This window comes from Neobacillus sp. plas4, assembly GCF_057221695.1.
This window is the reverse complement of record NZ_CM170152.1, coordinates 2,326,733-2,343,420: the sequence shown is the minus strand read 5'-3', so window position 1 is coordinate 2,343,420 and position 16,688 is coordinate 2,326,733. Positions and strand designations below refer to the sequence as shown.

Sequence of the window (16,688 nt, the reverse complement as noted above, 5' to 3'; positions counted from 1 at the left end):
CCCTTTTTTTCAATTTTATTCCACATAATAAATAGATAGACCTATTTACCTCTCGGTTTATAGTGTTATTTTACTATTAAAAATAGCCAAAAATGGAGGGGTATTGGAAGATTCCCCCTCCTAAAAACATTTAATATTGTTTTTTTATTGTGTGAAAGCAGTACTTCCTTGCGTTGTGTCGACTAGTAAAGGTTTTGCATATAACGATTCATTTCCAAACTTATCTACTGTAGTAACAGTGTAGTAATATTTAAGTGTAGTAGGACTTATTGGCAGATTATAAGACAATGAACGAATTAAACTGCCATTTACCTTTTGGTATCCTCTTGCAGTCGATGTTGTCCTATACAGATTAAACCCTACGGTATCGCTATTACCATTCGTTCGCCATTCCAAGGTTAACAGTCTATTGTTTAAGGAAAGCTTCGAACTTATGTTAAATGGAGCTTCGGGACGTCGATCAGGCAGCGTAAGCAATTGATTTTTCGGTTGATTATGAATTCGCAGCATCCCCCATAACCCGCCTTCCAAATATCTCCTTAACTTCATTTCCCGATAAACATAATCGCCAACTTGATTAACGATGCCGTCATTCTGGACGGGGATAATATCTAAAGTCTCCCCTGGAGTAAGTGAGCCCTGACTAGATACAAGCTTTGAATTAGGATCTGTCCATTGATAGCGCCAGCGATGACTGTGAAGCGTAAAAACACTCCCTCTTGATCGATCTGCTGTATGCATGACCCTTAAACGGATTGGATCACCTACATAGGCTTCGGGTATCGGAGTTGAAGGATCCCCATGGATGATTGAGCTAAAAATAAGCGATTTATCAGGATTTGCACCAAATCGATGTCTAAATGGTTCAGAACTGTAGTTAATGCCTTTTTCTCCTTTATCCTCCATACCAACAAATGCTTCTCCTGATGTCGGAGCACTTCCATCAACCCCAATGGTATAAAGTCCATCAGAAAACATTAATACCTGTTCTCTAAAATCAGGGTTATCCGGAACGATAATATCTGCTCGAGTACCAGACATGATTTCCTCACCAGTTTTCGGGTCACGATATTTAGAGCCTTTCGGTTCGATGATAAGAGAACCATATGCACCATGGAGTCGATGGCTGCGTATGTCCCCATAGTCATAAAGAATTGTTCCTCCATATTCTTTATCTGCATACCATTGATAGGTGATCTTTTCACCTGGTCCAATGGTCTGGTCGTAATTGTAACCAATTGTAGCACCATCAGAACCCTGCATATCGTATTGAACCATTTGCGGATGCAAGGAAACTCGATTTGAATTCTTCCAAGCCACTTGGTTAGACATTAATAATGCAGGATCTGCCGGGTTTTCAGGAGGATCAAGTGGCAGTTGATTCGAAAGCGTAACTTGGATACACTCCCCTTCATTCGCCCTTATGACAAGTGGTTCAGCTGCTTTCTTACCATTTTTTATATCTAAGTAATCTTTTGTTAGTGAGAACATCATACCAAAAGGATCATGATCACCGTATTTGTTATAGAAAATGTCCTTCATAAACGCAGTAATATCAAACTTTCTTACAAGAGCACCAGGAGGACAAGGATTGCCCGGTGTTCGTGCTTTGGGTGGTTGTTTTCCATTTTTCTTCATTTGACTTACCTTCCAAGGAACAACAGATGATTTAAGGTGAGGACGATCGGGCAATTTTTGCAATGTTGGGGTTTTTTCGCCCCAGACCCTGACAAAACCCCATAATCCACTCCACAAATCCTCAATCGGTTGTGAAGACCACAAATAATCTCTTTGACTTACCCCAACAGGGTTAGGTTGCAGATCCATTGTAAATTGTTCTGACATACCAATGGTTTGAGTCGAAGTTAATTCCGAATCCTCGCCACCAGATTCAAGCTTCCAACTTAGTCCATGTACATTGAAGTTATGCTGGGTTTCATGTGCTCCTTGGATTAATCTAATTTTAATTGGATCTCCAGAGTAACTTTGAATAATCGGTGTCTGCGGATCTCCGTGTAACCATGAACTAAAGACGTATGCTGGATCGGCATTATTTCTTCGGAAAAATGGTTCATTCGAATAATTGACCGCTGCATATCCATGCGCATGCTTGAAATTTGCCGGATCACCCTCTAAAGGTAAAAGGTTGCCATTCTTATCCCAAAGCCTAGAAAAATCATGATAAATCAGTACTTGTTCGCGGAAATCTTCCTTTTCAGGATGAACAATCATTGCTTCTGTACCTGATTTTAGTTCCTTGCCAGTCTTTGGATCCAGCCATTTAGAGCCTTTTGGTTCAACAATTAAAGTACCAAATGTTCCGTGGAACCCTTTTTCCCCTGCTGACATATGATCATGAAAAAGAATGGAACCTTCCTCATCCGCATACCAGCGATATCGGATTTTTTCTCCAGGTTCTACCCCCTGATTATAGTTCCAGCCAACCGATGTTCCGTCAGAACCTAATGGGTCAAAAGCAACGAAATGAATGTGTAAAGAGAGAGCATTTGGTTCCTTGGCATTAAATAGGTGATTTTCTAATGATACTTCCACACAATCTCCCTGATTAGCCCGTATCGCCAATGGTCGTGGTCTTAACTCCCCGTTCACTATTTTCTGTTCATCTTCTGCTAGTACATACATTCGTCCTTCTTTATCGTGATCACCTGCATTATTATAAATAATTTTTGTTTCAATCCCGACAATGTCATATTTACGAACCGGGGCATCCTTTGGACAGCGGTCGAAATTTGGCGCACCTGGTACGAGCGCACCTAGGGAAGCTTTTTCCGATTCGGTGGCTGGACGTAATTCAGGGTCGGGAGGCTTAGGAGCACGTTTTCCGATATCCCCAGGTATATAGTTCGGGAAGCCAGGATTTTGTTCCGAAGGACTCTCAGGCAATTCTTTATCTGTTAATGGCAGTAAATCAGGCTGGGCTTTATCGTAAACCCTCATCAATCCCCACATTCCTTCAAGATAATGCGGGAACAAATGGCAATGCCACAGGTAATCACCCGGAGAACCAGTGTTATCTTTGTCATATCCAGCACCAAATGCTAATTCAGCCGTTTGAGTATCACCGATATTCAACGTGTCCGAATCAACGGTGTTTGTTTTCTTTGTATCACTTTTCCATCGATGACCATGTAGATGAAAAACATGATTTTCATCACTGTTCGCCCCAATGACTCGGTATCTAACAGGATCACCAACATATGCTCTTGTGATGGGAGTCGCCGGGTCACCAAATACCCAGGATGAATAAAACATAGTTGGATCTTTACCATCTTCACCAAGTGCATTCTTCATCCTTTCGTCTAATGGTTCGGCTCGGTAGTTTACTGCATAAAGTTCTTTTTCATTTGGATCCTCTACAGGTGGTCCATGAGGTTCTTCTCCTGGTTCTTCCTCCTCAGGTGTTCCCGGGGGCTGTGGGGTACCAAATTGTGCGCTGATTCCATCATGGAAAAACAAAGTGAATTCTCGGAAATCTGGTTTGTCAGATAAATGTATATCAGCATATAATCCGCTCCTTAACACCTCTCCCGTTACAGGGTCGGTCCATGTCGCACCTTTTGGTTCAACAATTAATGCCCCAAACAGACCATCACCCATTGTTCCCCTGCCGCCGGTTGGATCAGTAAAATACGTTAAGTCTGCTCCATTGTAAAAGAAGAATGTTCCTTCATCTGTTGCATTCCAGGTGTATTTGATTTCTGTATTTGGTGCTGCCGTCGAATCAGGATTATATCCAGCAGAAGTCCCATCTGAACCCCTAACGTCATACCCAACGCCCTCAATATGAATGGAAGCTTTCTCACTTAATTGATTACGAAACGTCACCTGAACACAATCACCTTTATTTGCACGTAGTGCTAAAGGCTGAATCTCCTTGACTGGTTTTCCAGGATGATCAGCAATAGCCTTTCGAATCTTCTCAACATCTTCTGCTAAGGCATATATTTTTGCCTGTGGGTCATGGTCACCAAATTTGTTATAGACCATTTCTACCTGTATGGCAGAAATAGTAAAACTCCTAACTGGTGCCCCTTTGAGGCATTTTTCATTTGGCATATCTAAACTAGAAAGTGAAATTGGGGCTAATTGAGGTTGTGCAGCTTTAGTCTGAATTATTGCTTCATTCGTTTGAGAGTTTACACTAGAAGTTTCATTTGTTTGTTCCTCGTTCGTTTGTGCCTCATTCGTTTGACCCATTTTTTCTGCTTTATTTGTTTGCTTCATTTTTTGTGCATCATTTACTATTTGTTGACTACTTGAATATTGTTGGAGGTTAGTTCTTAATTCCGATTGTGATTTTACTTTGTTAAATGCTAAAGCATGTTGTAATTCCGATGATTGCACAATGAAGAAAACTGAGAGAGATACAATAGAAAATAAGATAAGGAAACAGATTAATAGGAAAAAAGAATTCTTTTGCTTCAACCTTTGTACCCCTTTCACAATATCAAAGATATGTAGGCAGACATTCATCTACAGCTATAAAATTTTATATGACTAGGTCAAATTTATTATTCCTTTTTCATGTTCAGTCTTTTTTTACCCTACATAAACCACTAAAACTTAATAAATGATTGGATAGAGCACACATGAAAACATCAAACCTAGGTACAAAGTAAAGATAAAACATCCTCCAAACACAGTAGCAAAAATAGGGCTCATTTTTTTATAACTAATAATGATTAGTAATAAAAATAGTAACGCGGAAGTAATTAATAAAACCGATAATAATGTTGGTGCAAATTCAATTTCTATCGGTACCAGGATGTCTTTAGCTAACAACCATTCCATCCATGTTGGCGGATCAGCCATTTTTACTTGGTATACCATTTCATAAGGCGGTGATATCGTACCCAATACGGCTGTAAAATAGAATACGAGTAACAGAATGACACATTCTGCCTTTAACCATGTCCTTGGGTCATATTCTGTTAATGTAGAAACCCTTTTTGATAGAATGCCGTTAATAATGGCGAACATGAAGATCGGAATAATACTTATGTGTTTAAAAAGCAGCATTCTTCCGTACTGTGTTGCCCATCCATTTAAATACTCTGTTGGCTCATCAATCGTAAACATAATGACAAACCCTGTTGCAAAAATATTTACCAGACAGACAACGGCCAAGGGTGTAAACCATTGTAAGAAATCTGACCAATTTTCTTTATTTTTGGAGAAAAATGATACAAGAAGTAGAACACCAACCCATATGGTTACCATTAGGAAATGGGTAGTATGAGAAAAAATACCGACAACAAACGATTTAGAAGATACATGACTCCCATACCCAATGGCAATTATCATCAAGACAAGCCAAAATGCCTGTAAGTATTTTGAGCGCTCAAGGTAAACCGTTAACCATAAAAAGATCCCAAATAAGGTGATAAACAACCAAGCCTGCCCAATTTGAAAACTGGTTAAAACTGATGCTGCTTTAGATATAAACCCGGCTGATTGATCAAAAAACAAAATTACAGTTAAGACTGGCACAAAAGTAAGAACTATGATTCCTAGAATACAGATTAGCAATAATGACTTTGGTAGATGAATGGCAGGTTTTTTCGATTCCGAAACAAATTGTAGTACAACATGACCAACTAAAAGCGAAAATAATATATAATTGCCAAAATCTGCAATAGGCGCGAGGACGTTCATGGTTATTTCTTCCTTCTAATCAGCAGTAATCCAATTCCTAAAATAATCACGAATCCAAGGATTGTCAGGATTGTGGTTGTATTGGAACTGCTATTATCATCCGTAGTATCCTTTGACACTTGGGTTTCGCTGGCGTTACTATCACCATTACCACTAGTAGTAATCTGAACCTCAGCCCTATTTTCCTCACTGCTTTCTGTTGAGTCAGGACTTTCATTTGTTGTGATAGTATTTTGCCCTTCTCTCTCTACAGTAAAATTGATTTCTCCTGAAATTGGATGTCCATCAACCCCGGCAATATTCCATTGAATGATATAAGCACCATTAGCTAGCGGCTCCGCAAGTGTTCCAGCCATTCTCTCAGCTTCAATTTGTATCTGCAGTAGAGTTATCTCCGTTCCATCCTTAAATACCTTCATTGTGCTTAATTTTTCAATGCTCCCATCGAAGGTTAGAATGATTTCTTTTAGCTCATCCACTACTACCTGTCCTTCCGCAGGGTTTGAGCTGGATAAGTGGGTATGAGCAGAAACGATAAAAGGTAACACAAATAACATACAAATGATAAGCAGGCTGAATTTTTTCAAGATGATCCTCCTTTGGTTTTTACTAAATACCTATTCATTGAAATAACGAATAGTACTTTCGTTGTAAATCCATTACACTATATATTAATTGAAAACTATGAAATTACCTCTAATAATTGTTCGACAATTACCTACTATAATCACTTTTTATTAGGGAATTTGTACTATTTCCAAGGTTAGCAATCTGAATTTCGACAAAAAAATAACCACAAGAAACTGTGGTTATTTTTAAACTTATTTTATTTAAAGGTGACACTCACTTCACCAATTTGAGCAAATTTAGCAGTAAATGAATCTCCAGCATGGGCTACTTCCGCTGCCGATAATGCACCGGATAATATGACTTCCCCAGCTCGTAGTGGAATATCAAATTCCGACAGTTTATTAGCCAGCCATGCTACGCAAGTAGCTGGATTACCTAAAGCTGCTGCACCAACTCCTGTATTAACAAGCTCGCCATTTTTGTTTAATATCATTCCAATTAATTCAAGATCAACATCTTCGATTTTGGTCGGCTTGCCTCCAAGTACATAGAAACCAGATGAGGCATTGTCGGCCACTGTATCAGCAAGCTTGATTTTCCAATCCTTGACCCGGCTGTCTACAATTTCAAGTGCAGGAACAATATAATCTGTTGCCTTTAGGACATCAATAACAGTTACATTCGGACCTCGTAACTCCTCTTTTAAAATAAACGCAATTTCCCCTTCAACCTTTGGTTGGAGGACCTGATTGATTGAAATTGTACCTCCGTTTTCTACTACCATACTATCAAGCAAATGACCATAATCTGGTTCACCTACTCCCAAAAGATTTTGCATGGCTTTAGACGTTAATCCAATCTTTTTACCAACAATCTTCTCGCCTCGTTCTATTTTTCTATTAATGTTTTCAAGTTGGATATAATATGCTTCTCTAGTTGTTAGTGATGGATCCATTGAAGTAAGTGGTTCCTTTCCAATTTTTGTGCTCTCTGCATCAAATAGTTGCGCTGCGAAGTCTTGTACTTTTGTAGTCATTAGATATACCCCTTTTCCTTATCATTAGAGATTGAATAAATATTTTATGTAGCGATAAAATATAACTATATATTCTAATTTCTACTTGTGTCTCCGAAATCCTGCCTTAATGTATGAATATTTTTAATTGGCCGAAAAATAAGACCCTCTTCCCGGAAGCGGAAGGAGGGTCTATGTTTAAGCTATTGATTCGTGCTGTGGTTCATGTTTCACTAATTTTACAATTTCCAGCAATTTAATATGGTACCCATCAACTTCCAGGACTTTAAACTCATATTCTCCATATTCAATCTTATCGCCTTCAACGACATCCATTTTTTCAGATAACACCCATCCACCGATGGTATCCATATCCTCATCCTGGATGTCCAATCCAAATAAATCATTTACTTCATCAATTAAAACTTTACCATCAACAACAGTTTTGTTTTCGTTGATTTTATTGATTTCCGGCACTTCGTCTTCGTCAAATTCATCACGGATTTCCCCAACAATTTCTTCAAGAATATCCTCAACCGTAACTAAACCTGCTGTACCACCATATTCATCCATTAAAATCGCCATATGAACACGATCTTTTTGCATTTTAACTAATAAATCATGGATGGCGATCGATTCGATGACCTGAATCACCGGGCGAGTATATTCTTCAATCGATGTATCAAGGTTTTTACCGCAAATGTAATCTGTCATGACTTCCTTCATGTTCAGCATCCCGACGATGTTGTCTTTTTCACCATCAATGACTGGATATCTTGTATAATTTTCTGCTTTGACAATTTCCAAACATTCTTCTAGCGTTTGTGATTTGTCAAAAGCAACGATTTCAGTACGCGGAACCATGATTTCTTTTGCAAGTCGGTCGTCAAACTCAAAAATATTGTTTACATATTTGTATTCAGACTGATTGATTTCCCCGCTCTTGTAGCTTTCGGAGATTATTAATTGAAGTTCTTCCTCTGAGTGAGCATCTTCATGTTCCGAAGCTGGCTTCAAGCCGAAGATTCCAACGATTATACGAGCAGAACCATTTAACGTTTTAATAAATGGATACATGATTTTATAAAAAAGAATCATGGGTTTGGCAAAAAGTAACGTAACTGCCTCTGCTTTATTAATGGCTATCGTTTTTGGAGCAAGTTCACCAACTACAACGTGCAAAAAGGTTACGGATATAAAAGCAATAACAAAGGACAAGATTCCTGATGCGGAATCAGGTATGTTAAATTGCGTAAACAATGGACGAAGTATGTGTTCAACTGTTGGTTCACCCAGCCAGCCTAATCCTAATGCTGTAACTGTAATACCTAATTGACACGCTGATAAATATTCATCTAAATTTGATACAATTTTCTTAGCTGCAATTGCTTTTTTATTACCTTCTGCTACAAGCTGATCAATTCGTGTACTGCGGATTTTTACAATGGCAAATTCGAAAGACACGAAGAATGCCGTAAAAGCAATCAAAATTGCAATTACAATCAAGTTAATAATGGTCAATGGTCTCCTTACTCAAAAATAGGTGAGTAAGGAATACACCTCCTGGTTTTTGTAAATGTATGTTTAACTTAATAACAACAATAAAGTTTGAGCTAATGGAACACCTTGCGAAGAAAGTTTATTTACGACCATTTCTTTTTGATTCCTGTTTAGCTTTTCAAGAATGGGTTCAATCGTTTCAATTTCTTCTTTAAGATGGCGCATTAAAATACCAATTTGTTCAAAATGCTTTTCTACTTTTTGTTTGTCAAAACAGTTCTCATCCTTAATTAACTCTATTGAAGATTTAATCTCCTCAAGCGGCATATTAAGATTTTTATAGTGTTCGATTAAATGCATAATTTGAATGCAATCTTCTCCATACAATCGATAATTAGAATCCGTCCGAATAGGGTTAAGTAAGCCTATCTGGGTGTAATAATCGACTGTTCTTTTGGAGGTATTCATTAACTTAGCTAACTCGCCGATACGATACAACTTCCCAACTGACTCACCCCTCTCTCTGTTTCTATAAATATACCATACTTAAAACTGTACAGTCAACGTACCAGTTTTTCTTCAATTCGCTCTAAAAATAACTGTAAAAAAACCGTTCTCTTAACAAGAACGGTTTTTTGCAGCATTATTCCTGATTGAAGATATCAGTCAGAACTGGCACGATTTGTTTCTTACGGGAAACAACACCCTTTAGAAGTGCTGTATTATTCTCCAGGGTAACATTGTATGCTTTTTCAACTGTATTTGCTTTACGGCCTAATGCTAAGCCAACAGAGTCATTTGTTAAGATATCCGTTACCACAAATAGGAATAAATCTAAGTTCTTTTCTTCAATATTTTTATTGATCGCTGCTTCTAATTCGCCTTGGCGTGCAAGTACTTCTGCTGTATCAACCGCATTTACTTGAGCGATTTCCACTTTACTTGAACCCATTTCAAATTCTTTTGCATCAAGTGTAATTAATTGTTCAATACTCTTATCACTTAAATCAGCACCAGCTTTTAGCATTTCTAAACCATAGCTCCCGGCATCGACACCAGCAATTTGAGCTAATTCTTTTGCTGCCGCAACGTCTTCAGCAGTACAAGTTGGGGATTTAAACAGCAATGAATCTGAAATAATCGCGGATAACATAAGACCAGCAATTTCCTTTTTGATTTCCTTGCCATTTTCTTTGTACATTTTATTTAAGATGGTTGCTGTGCAGCCTACTGGCTCACAACGATAGTACAAAGGATCACTTGTTTCGAAATTAGCGATTCGGTGGTGATCGATTACTTCTAAAACACGAACGTCTGCAATATCATTCGCACTTTGCTGGCGCTCATTATGATCAACTAGAATTACTGAATTCACTTCAGCTGCAACATTTTCAACCAAGCGTGGAGTTTTAGCATTAAAATGTGTAAGAGCATATTGTGTTTCACCATTCACGCTGCCGAGGCGAACTGGTTCAACATCCATTCCAAGTTGATTTTTCAAATCTGCATAGGCAATCGCAGAACAAATCGTATCTGTGTCAGGGTTTTTATGACCGAAAATAAGTACTTTTTCCATTGTATTAACTCCTAATCGTAATAAAATATGTAGACAAGCCCCATTACTGAGATTGACCCTAATGGAAATTATATATGATTCTTCTAAAGGTTTCAAAAATAAAGTTAAAAAATGCATATATGACTTACAAAATTAAAAAATGTTTGTATTTCAAGCTTTTTCTTATATTCCCTATTCATTCAAAATTTAGTACTATAGGATAAGTGACTATATTTATCGTGAAAATCTAGGAATCTTTTCTTCCCAGAGAGAACAGGAGAAATAAATGAAGAAAACGAAATTGGTATTCCTGTACTTAATTAGCAGTTTGATTTGGCTTATTGCAAGTAGTTATTTACTGACACATTATATACCTTTATCACTTGTTAATTATTTTGAAAGAGGAAAAGAAATTTTATATATTCTGATAACCGGTGGTATTTTTTATTTTTTCATTCTCAAAAAAGAAGAACTTGATACCACTAAGGAACAAGAAAAACGTTTATCAACCCTTATTAACTCGATGGTTGATTTTGTAAACTTTAAGGATGGCGATGGTCGATGGATTCAATCCAATGATTTTGGGCTGAAATTATTTCAGCTTGAAAATGTTGATTATCGGGGGAAGAAAGACTCTGAGTTAGCACAATACTCAGAGTTCTATGCTGATGCCCTTAGATATTGTGAAGTTTCCGATGAGGAAACGTGGGAAAAAGGCCAAATCACACGTTGTGAAGAGGTAATACCGCTTCCAGATGGAACTGCAAAAATATTCGATACTATAAAAGTTCCCCTATTCCATGAGGATGGAAGCAGAGAAGGATTAGTGGTTATTGGCAGGGATATTACAACTTTGAGACAAGCAGAAGAGCGACTGAGCAGAACAGAAAAACTTTCTCTTGTTGGTGAGTTATCTGCAAGTGTCGCCCATGAAATTAGAAATCCACTTACCTCGTTAAAAGGTTTTGTCCAGTTATTGCAAATGGAAGATGATAACCACCAAGATTATTACCAAATTATGTTAGACGAGTTGAATCGAATTAATCACATTGTTGGTGAACTGCTGCTATTAGCGAAACCACAGCATATAAAATACACAAAGGTAGCCATCCAAAAGATATTAAAGGATGTCATATCATTATTGGCAGTAGAGGCGAACCTCTATAATGTTCAAATTGATTTTTCTTTCCCAAAGGAAGATATCATCCTTGAATGTGAGCCAAATCAGTTAAAACAGTTATTTATAAATCTCATCAAGAATTCAATTGAAGCATCAAAACAAGACAGTAAAGTAGCAATTAATCTAGGGCTGACTGAAAAAGGTAAAATTACCGTAACAATCAAAGATAACGGCTGCGGTATTTCCAAAGAACGTTTACAAAAAATGGGTGAACCCTTCTATTCGTCAAAGGAAAAAGGGACAGGCTTAGGCTTAACGGTCAGTTACAAAATTGTTCAATCTCACAAGGGGCACATCGTTTTTGAAAGTGAAAAAGACGTCGGCACGACTGTCACCATTACCATACCACTGGTACAAGATACCCAGAGTGCAATCGTTCCTTCCACAGTTCAAGCATAAAAAATTCCTTTACCAATCGTAAAGGAATTTTTTCATTGCCTTGTTGAATTAATGTGAATTTACTTTATGGGCGTACTTTTGCCGAGATCCTCTTAGATGTAATCGAATTAAAAAGATCATTCCCATTGTGATTCTATTATTCCATAGTCTCCGTTTTTTATCTTTTGGTCCGTATACGTATCGATTCCAAAGCAAATAGTTGATCTCCTCGAATAGAATAAAAAGTATGTATAGCAGTACACACATACCAATCCAAAACCACATATCAAGAACCCCTTTCTAAGTAGATTACCTACACAAGAAATGAAATTTCTACATTAATTATACCTTTTAGGAGCTGCAAAATTCCGAAATATCCTTCCCCTTTTATTTACAATTTTCTACATAATCAATAGAAAACGCTCGAATCTACACAAATGGTGGAATCCAAGCGTTAGCTAGACATATTAATTTGGTTCTTTATATGTTTTTGCACGTTCGCTGTCGCTCATACCCTTCGTTGTTGGATCCTGAATCAGCCCCAACATGGACAATATGATAAATACTGCATTAATAAAAGTTAAAATTGATTGCTGAATCGCATCTGATAATTGAAATTCGGTAATGCCCAATGCATTTAATCCTCCTATAAGCATTTGTGCAACAATCAAGAGCTGTGCAACAAATGCAATAACCCAGCTCCTGTTTTTAAACCGTACCCTCCAGTTAATCATTTTCTCATCCCCTTCATATGTTTTAGACGTTCTTTCTTTTAACATATGCTTGGACTTAAAATGGTTGTCCGCTTCTATCCCAGAATTAAATTTTTTATAATTGGTGTTTTTTCGCTAAAAAATTTATAATGAATAAAAACAAAAATCCTTTTGTAGGAAAGGAGACAAAATGGAGAAATTACGCCCCTATTGGGAAATGATTGTCCGTTTTTGGAAAAAGAGGCATTTAACACAACTATTATTATTGGTCATCCTAATAGTTGTCCTTGTAACGATTGTTTATTTCGGCTGGCTTGCCATGAGAGCAAATGTTCAGTCATTAAAGGAAGGGCTTAGCCAACCGACCGTCATTTATGATAAAAACAGCCAAGTAGCCACAAATGTGGTGACGAATCGAACTGAGGGCATTAAAATCGAGGATCTCCCAAAATATATCCCAGAAGCCGTGGTGGCGATAGAAGATGAACGCTTTTATGAGCATAATGGGTTTGATATTAAGGGAATCACCAGGGCATTATTCAACAATTTGTTTGCGGGAGAAATAACTGGAGGCGGCAGTACCTTAACCCAGCAGTTAGCAAAAAATGCACTGCTCTCTCCTGAGCAAACTTATAAGCGAAAAGCGGAAGAGCTATTTTTAGCAGTCAAAATTGAAAAAGTTTATAAAAAGGATGAAATCCTTCAAATGTACCTGAATCAAGTATATTTTGGCTCCGGTGCATGGGGAATTGGAAATGCCTCCAAGAGATATTTTAATAAACCCATCCAAGAAGTTACGGTCAGCGAGGCGGCATTACTAGCAGGCTTACTGCAATCACCCAATTATCTTGATCCAACAAAGAACTATGATGCAGCAATAAAACGTAGAAATGTCGTCTTAGGGAAGATGAAAGAACTTAGTATGATTAACGAAGAGCAATACAATGCTTCTATTAATGAAAAAATTAAAATTAATAGCGGCAGCGGCAGTTTTGTTGAGCGTAAATATCCTTATTATGTTGATGCAGTATTAAATGAGGCAATATCTAGATACGGATTAACACAGGAAGAGATTTTAACTAGAAACTATCGAATTTATACCGAATTAGACCAAAACCTCCAAACTGGACTCGAAAAGGTAATCAATAATAAAGCCCTTTTCCCGAAAGGAAAAGGAGATCAGATGGTCCAAAGCGGGTCGGTTCTAATGGACCCAGAAACAGGTGGAGTCCTAGCACTAGTAGGCGGGCGCGGTGAGCATACGTTTAGAGGATTTAACCGTGCAACACAATTAAGAGCACAGCCAGGTTCTACCATTAAGCCGCTTGCGGTTTACACTCCAGCGCTTGAGGAAGGTTATACTTTCGATTCGGAGCTTATCGATGAGCCTACTTCATTCGGTGAATACAAGCCTGAAAACTTCTCAAGAACCTATCAGGGCAGGGTTCAGTTGTATAAAGCATTGGAGGAATCGTTAAATATCCCAACCGTTTGGCTTTTGAATGAAATTGGCCTTGAGAAAGGGTTAAATTCCCTCAAGAACTTTGGATTACCAGTAGAAAAAGAAGATAAAAATCTCGCCATCGCGTTAGGTGGAATGAGCAAAGGAATATCTCCTCAGCAATTAGCCAATGCATTCACTGTTTTTCCTAATGGCGGCGAGCGGCAGGACAGCCACCTGATTACGAAAATTGTTGGCCCAACCGGAAATATTCTTGCTGAACATAAACCCAAAATGACCAAGGTAACTTCTAAGAAAAACGCTGATGTTATGACATCCATGCTTCAAAATGTGGTAGAATCCGGAACCGGAAAAAACGCTCATATTCCAAATGTGCAAATTGCCGGAAAAACAGGCTCAACCCAGCTTCCCTTTCCTGAAATTAGCGGGACTAAGGATCAATGGATGGTTGGATATACCCCGAACTTGGTAGCTGCCATATGGATTGGATATGATCAAACCGACCGAGAGCATTACTTGCCAAGCAGCAGTTCAGGAAATGTGGTACCGATTTTTAAAGAAATCATGAAAGAGTCATTGCTACATTTACCAAATGAAAAGTTTGATGTCCTTTCCATTAATGATCAGTTAGCTGGAAAAGTACAAACAAGAGAAGAAATGAAGAAGCAAGCAGAGCAAATCAGCAAAGAATTAAACGAAAACGCGCAAAAACTAGGTGAAAAGCTTAAGGAACAGGCCCCTGCATTAAAAGAGGGCTTTCGGGATGCGGTGATTTCAATTGGAAAAGGCATTGATTCCATTATCCAGAAGCTTCAAAGCCTAAAAGAATAGCACGCCCAAGTGGCGTGCTTAATTTTTTACCGATTAACTGATAAGGGGTGAAAATATCCTGCTGCCAAGCTTTTTATTTCTTCTTCCTGGTCTTGCTCAAAAACAACAATAAAGCAGGTCGATGGGCCGGATGATTTTAGGACATCAAGATTAATTCCGATATCATCCTTAGCAAATGACAATGTCCGAAACATTTGATTCAATTCATTCAAGATACCTTTGGAGCCGACTGGCCAAATGTTAACCTGCCTTAGGCTTGATACTTCCCAAAAAATCGATAAAGGAGCAACCTGATCTCCGAAATCCACCACTTCATTCCCAACCAATGGACTGCCAATTACGGCCAATTTAAAGCGGGGTGAGTAATGAAGCTCCGTTTCTTTATCTGCCTGCTTTTTACCAAGAACAACTACGCCTATGGCAGATTGTTGTAAATGAAAATTACTTTCTGTGCTCCCTGTTATCGGCACATCCTGCAGGTTTAATTCTTTTAAGCCTTTTTTAATTCCCTTTACAAGTTCTCCCCAAGCATCATTTCCGCAAAAATTATGAAGGACCACAGAGAATGGCTTCCCGCCTGCTGCAATACATTCCATAACAGCAACCCGAAAGGAATAATAAGCAACGGTTTCGTATGAAACTTTTACCTGGTCTTGTTCCTTCCTTCCAATACTACCGCTATTATCAGTTGCGATAATAAGTGATTCTTCACCGTGTAGCGGAATGGTAATAACATCCCTCATAGCTTTACCTCTCTGTTGTTACGGTTTTGATGGACTAGAATACTAAGACGAGGGATCGCCACTATAGCGATGACGGTATTAATGAACGAACCAATGATCAGAGATGGAACGATGCCTAGATAAAAGGCTGGATTCAATAAAAATATAAATGGGATTGGCGCTATAAAAGAATTCGCAAGAATAAACAAGATGCTTCCTGTTGTTTTTTTTTCATTTTGAAAAAACCGCCCAAACATCCATACAAGGACTGCCATTTCGATTGCGATGAAAGCATGCATGGGACCTAAAGGGAATCCCGCAAGCAGGGCAGATAACAGATGACCTAGAAGTCCGACAATGGCACCCGCACCACCGCCTAATAAAGCGGCAGCAATTAAGGCTGGAAATACATCAAACGCAACACTGCCAACAATGGCAGGAATCTTAATGGCAGCGCCGACAGCAGATAATGCTGTGAACAACGCGAGTAAAGGAAGCAGCCTACTTTTCATCTTTACGCTTCCCATCCCTAAATACGTTTGCACTTCTTACATATTCTACATCTTTCACATTCAAACGATAATTTACCACCCTGGCTAGTGCAAAGAAATAGTCTGATAATCGGTTTAAATATTGCAGTGCTAATTCAGGCGTCTTTTCTTCTTGCTTTAGTAAGGTAACGACTAATCTCTCAGCTCGTCGTGTCACAGTTCTTGCAATATGAATGGAAGCTGCAGGCTTTGTTCCACCTGGCAGAATAAACCTTTCTAGTTCTGGTGCTTCTTTAATGTACTCATCAATTTTTGTTTCTAAGTACTCAATTGATTCTTTTTGAAGTTTAAGCTCGTACTTATCAGAAACATTGGCAAGATCTCCGCCACAATCGAATAATTCATGCTGAATTTTCTCTAAATCTGCTAAAACATCTGAAAATATTTCCACTTCAAGCTCAGTAACCACCTGCCCCACAAAGCAATTTACTTCATCTACGGTTCCATAAGCTTCCACTCGAATATTGTCCTTGTCAACTCTTCCTCCAATAATGCTTGTTTTTCCTTTGTCACCTGTTCGTGTATAAAGTCTCAT

13 protein-coding genes are annotated in these 16,688 nt (G+C 38.3%); 2 read left to right on the top strand and 11 right to left on the bottom strand.

Features of this window, described 5'->3' with window-relative positions; translation table 11 throughout:
* Positions 1-144: 144 nt before the first annotated feature.
* The 7 genes from AC2TFD_RS11630 to AC2TFD_RS11600 all read right to left on the bottom strand — a co-directional run bounded on the left by AC2TFD_RS11630 (position 145) and on the right by AC2TFD_RS11600 (position 10,337).
* Positions 145-4,446: a multicopper oxidase domain-containing protein gene (locus AC2TFD_RS11630; RefSeq protein ID WP_484675684.1), complete on the bottom strand. Its 4,302-nt coding sequence runs from the start codon at positions 4,444-4,446 to the stop codon at positions 145-147.
* A gap of 138 nt (positions 4,447-4,584) precedes the next feature.
* Positions 4,585-5,676 (bottom strand): copper resistance D family protein, encoded by a 1,092-nt coding sequence (locus AC2TFD_RS11625; RefSeq protein WP_484675683.1) that lies wholly within the window; start codon positions 5,674-5,676, stop codon positions 4,585-4,587.
* Between the two features lie 2 nt (positions 5,677-5,678).
* Positions 5,679-6,263, bottom strand: coding sequence for a copper resistance CopC family protein (locus AC2TFD_RS11620; RefSeq protein WP_484675682.1), 585 nt, complete (start codon positions 6,261-6,263; stop codon positions 5,679-5,681).
* A gap of 239 nt (positions 6,264-6,502) precedes the next feature.
* The gene (locus AC2TFD_RS11615) at positions 6,503-7,282 is read right to left on the bottom strand and encodes a 2-keto-4-pentenoate hydratase (RefSeq protein ID WP_484675681.1); all 780 of its coding nucleotides are present in this window, start codon (positions 7,280-7,282) and stop codon (positions 6,503-6,505) included.
* A gap of 177 nt (positions 7,283-7,459) precedes the next feature.
* Entirely contained in the window at positions 7,460-8,782 is a 1,323-nt protein-coding gene (locus tag AC2TFD_RS11610) for a hemolysin family protein (RefSeq protein WP_335518795.1), read from the bottom strand.
* Between the two features lie 63 nt (positions 8,783-8,845).
* A complete protein-coding gene (locus tag AC2TFD_RS11605; protein WP_335518793.1) occupies positions 8,846-9,259 on the bottom strand; it encodes a MerR family transcriptional regulator in 414 nt (137 codons plus the stop codon).
* Between the two features lie 145 nt (positions 9,260-9,404).
* A complete protein-coding gene (locus AC2TFD_RS11600; protein ID WP_335518790.1) occupies positions 9,405-10,337 on the bottom strand; it encodes a manganese-dependent inorganic pyrophosphatase in 933 nt (310 codons plus the stop codon).
* A 265-nt stretch (positions 10,338-10,602) separates the two neighbouring features.
* Between AC2TFD_RS11600 and AC2TFD_RS11595 the strand changes: the two genes are divergently transcribed.
* Positions 10,603-11,895 carry an ATP-binding protein gene (locus tag AC2TFD_RS11595; RefSeq protein WP_484675680.1) on the top strand — a complete coding sequence of 431 codons (1,293 nt, stop codon included), beginning with the start codon at positions 10,603-10,605 and terminating at the stop codon, positions 11,893-11,895.
* A gap of 446 nt (positions 11,896-12,341) precedes the next feature.
* On the opposite strand, the gene AC2TFD_RS11590 is transcribed toward AC2TFD_RS11595, so the two are convergent.
* Positions 12,342-12,608 (bottom strand): phage holin, encoded by a 267-nt coding sequence (locus AC2TFD_RS11590; protein WP_335518785.1) that lies wholly within the window; start codon positions 12,606-12,608, stop codon positions 12,342-12,344.
* A gap of 169 nt (positions 12,609-12,777) precedes the next feature.
* Between AC2TFD_RS11590 and AC2TFD_RS11585 the strand changes: the two genes are divergently transcribed.
* A complete protein-coding gene (locus AC2TFD_RS11585; protein WP_484675679.1) occupies positions 12,778-14,880 on the top strand; it encodes a transglycosylase domain-containing protein in 2,103 nt (700 codons plus the stop codon).
* A 26-nt stretch (positions 14,881-14,906) separates the two neighbouring features.
* On the opposite strand, the gene AC2TFD_RS11580 is transcribed toward AC2TFD_RS11585, so the two are convergent.
* From AC2TFD_RS11580 to AC2TFD_RS11570, 3 genes are read right to left on the bottom strand one after another with little or no spacing between them, the layout of a single operon-like run.
* Positions 14,907-15,623 (bottom strand): ATP-binding protein, encoded by a 717-nt coding sequence (locus AC2TFD_RS11580; protein ID WP_335568222.1) that lies wholly within the window; start codon positions 15,621-15,623, stop codon positions 14,907-14,909.
* A complete protein-coding gene (locus tag AC2TFD_RS11575; protein ID WP_484675678.1) occupies positions 15,620-16,114 on the bottom strand; it encodes an ECF transporter S component in 495 nt (164 codons plus the stop codon). The genes AC2TFD_RS11580 and AC2TFD_RS11575 overlap by 4 nt, the downstream gene beginning before the upstream one ends.
* Positions 16,104-16,688 (bottom strand): cob(I)yrinic acid a,c-diamide adenosyltransferase, encoded by a 585-nt coding sequence (locus tag AC2TFD_RS11570; RefSeq protein WP_335518775.1) that lies wholly within the window; start codon positions 16,686-16,688, stop codon positions 16,104-16,106. Before AC2TFD_RS11570 ends, AC2TFD_RS11575 begins: the two co-directional genes overlap by 11 nt.

What these genes read in the sequence shown, in the direction of transcription:
- AC2TFD_RS11600 (WP_335518790.1), bottom strand. Translation starts at nt 10,337, where the DNA reads ATGGAAAAAGTACTTATTTTCGGTCATAAAAACCCTGACACAGATACG.
- AC2TFD_RS11595 (WP_484675680.1), top strand. Translation starts at nt 10,603, where the DNA reads ATGAAGAAAACGAAATTGGTATTCCTGTACTTAATTAGCAGTTTGATT.
- AC2TFD_RS11575 (WP_484675678.1), bottom strand. Translation starts at nt 16,114, where the DNA reads ATGAAAAGTAGGCTGCTTCCTTTACTCGCGTTGTTCACAGCATTATCT.
- AC2TFD_RS11570 (WP_335518775.1), bottom strand. Translation starts at nt 16,688, where the DNA reads ATGAGACTTTATACACGAACAGGTGACAAAGGAAAAACAAGCATTATT.
- AC2TFD_RS11625 (WP_484675683.1), bottom strand. Translation starts at nt 5,676, where the DNA reads ATGAACGTCCTCGCGCCTATTGCAGATTTTGGCAATTATATATTATTT.
- AC2TFD_RS11615 (WP_484675681.1), bottom strand. Translation starts at nt 7,282, where the DNA reads ATGACTACAAAAGTACAAGACTTCGCAGCGCAACTATTTGATGCAGAG.
- AC2TFD_RS11590 (WP_335518785.1), bottom strand. Translation starts at nt 12,608, where the DNA reads ATGATTAACTGGAGGGTACGGTTTAAAAACAGGAGCTGGGTTATTGCA.
- AC2TFD_RS11580 (WP_335568222.1), bottom strand. Translation starts at nt 15,623, where the DNA reads ATGAGGGATGTTATTACCATTCCGCTACACGGTGAAGAATCACTTATT.
- AC2TFD_RS11585 (WP_484675679.1), top strand. Translation starts at nt 12,778, where the DNA reads ATGGAGAAATTACGCCCCTATTGGGAAATGATTGTCCGTTTTTGGAAA.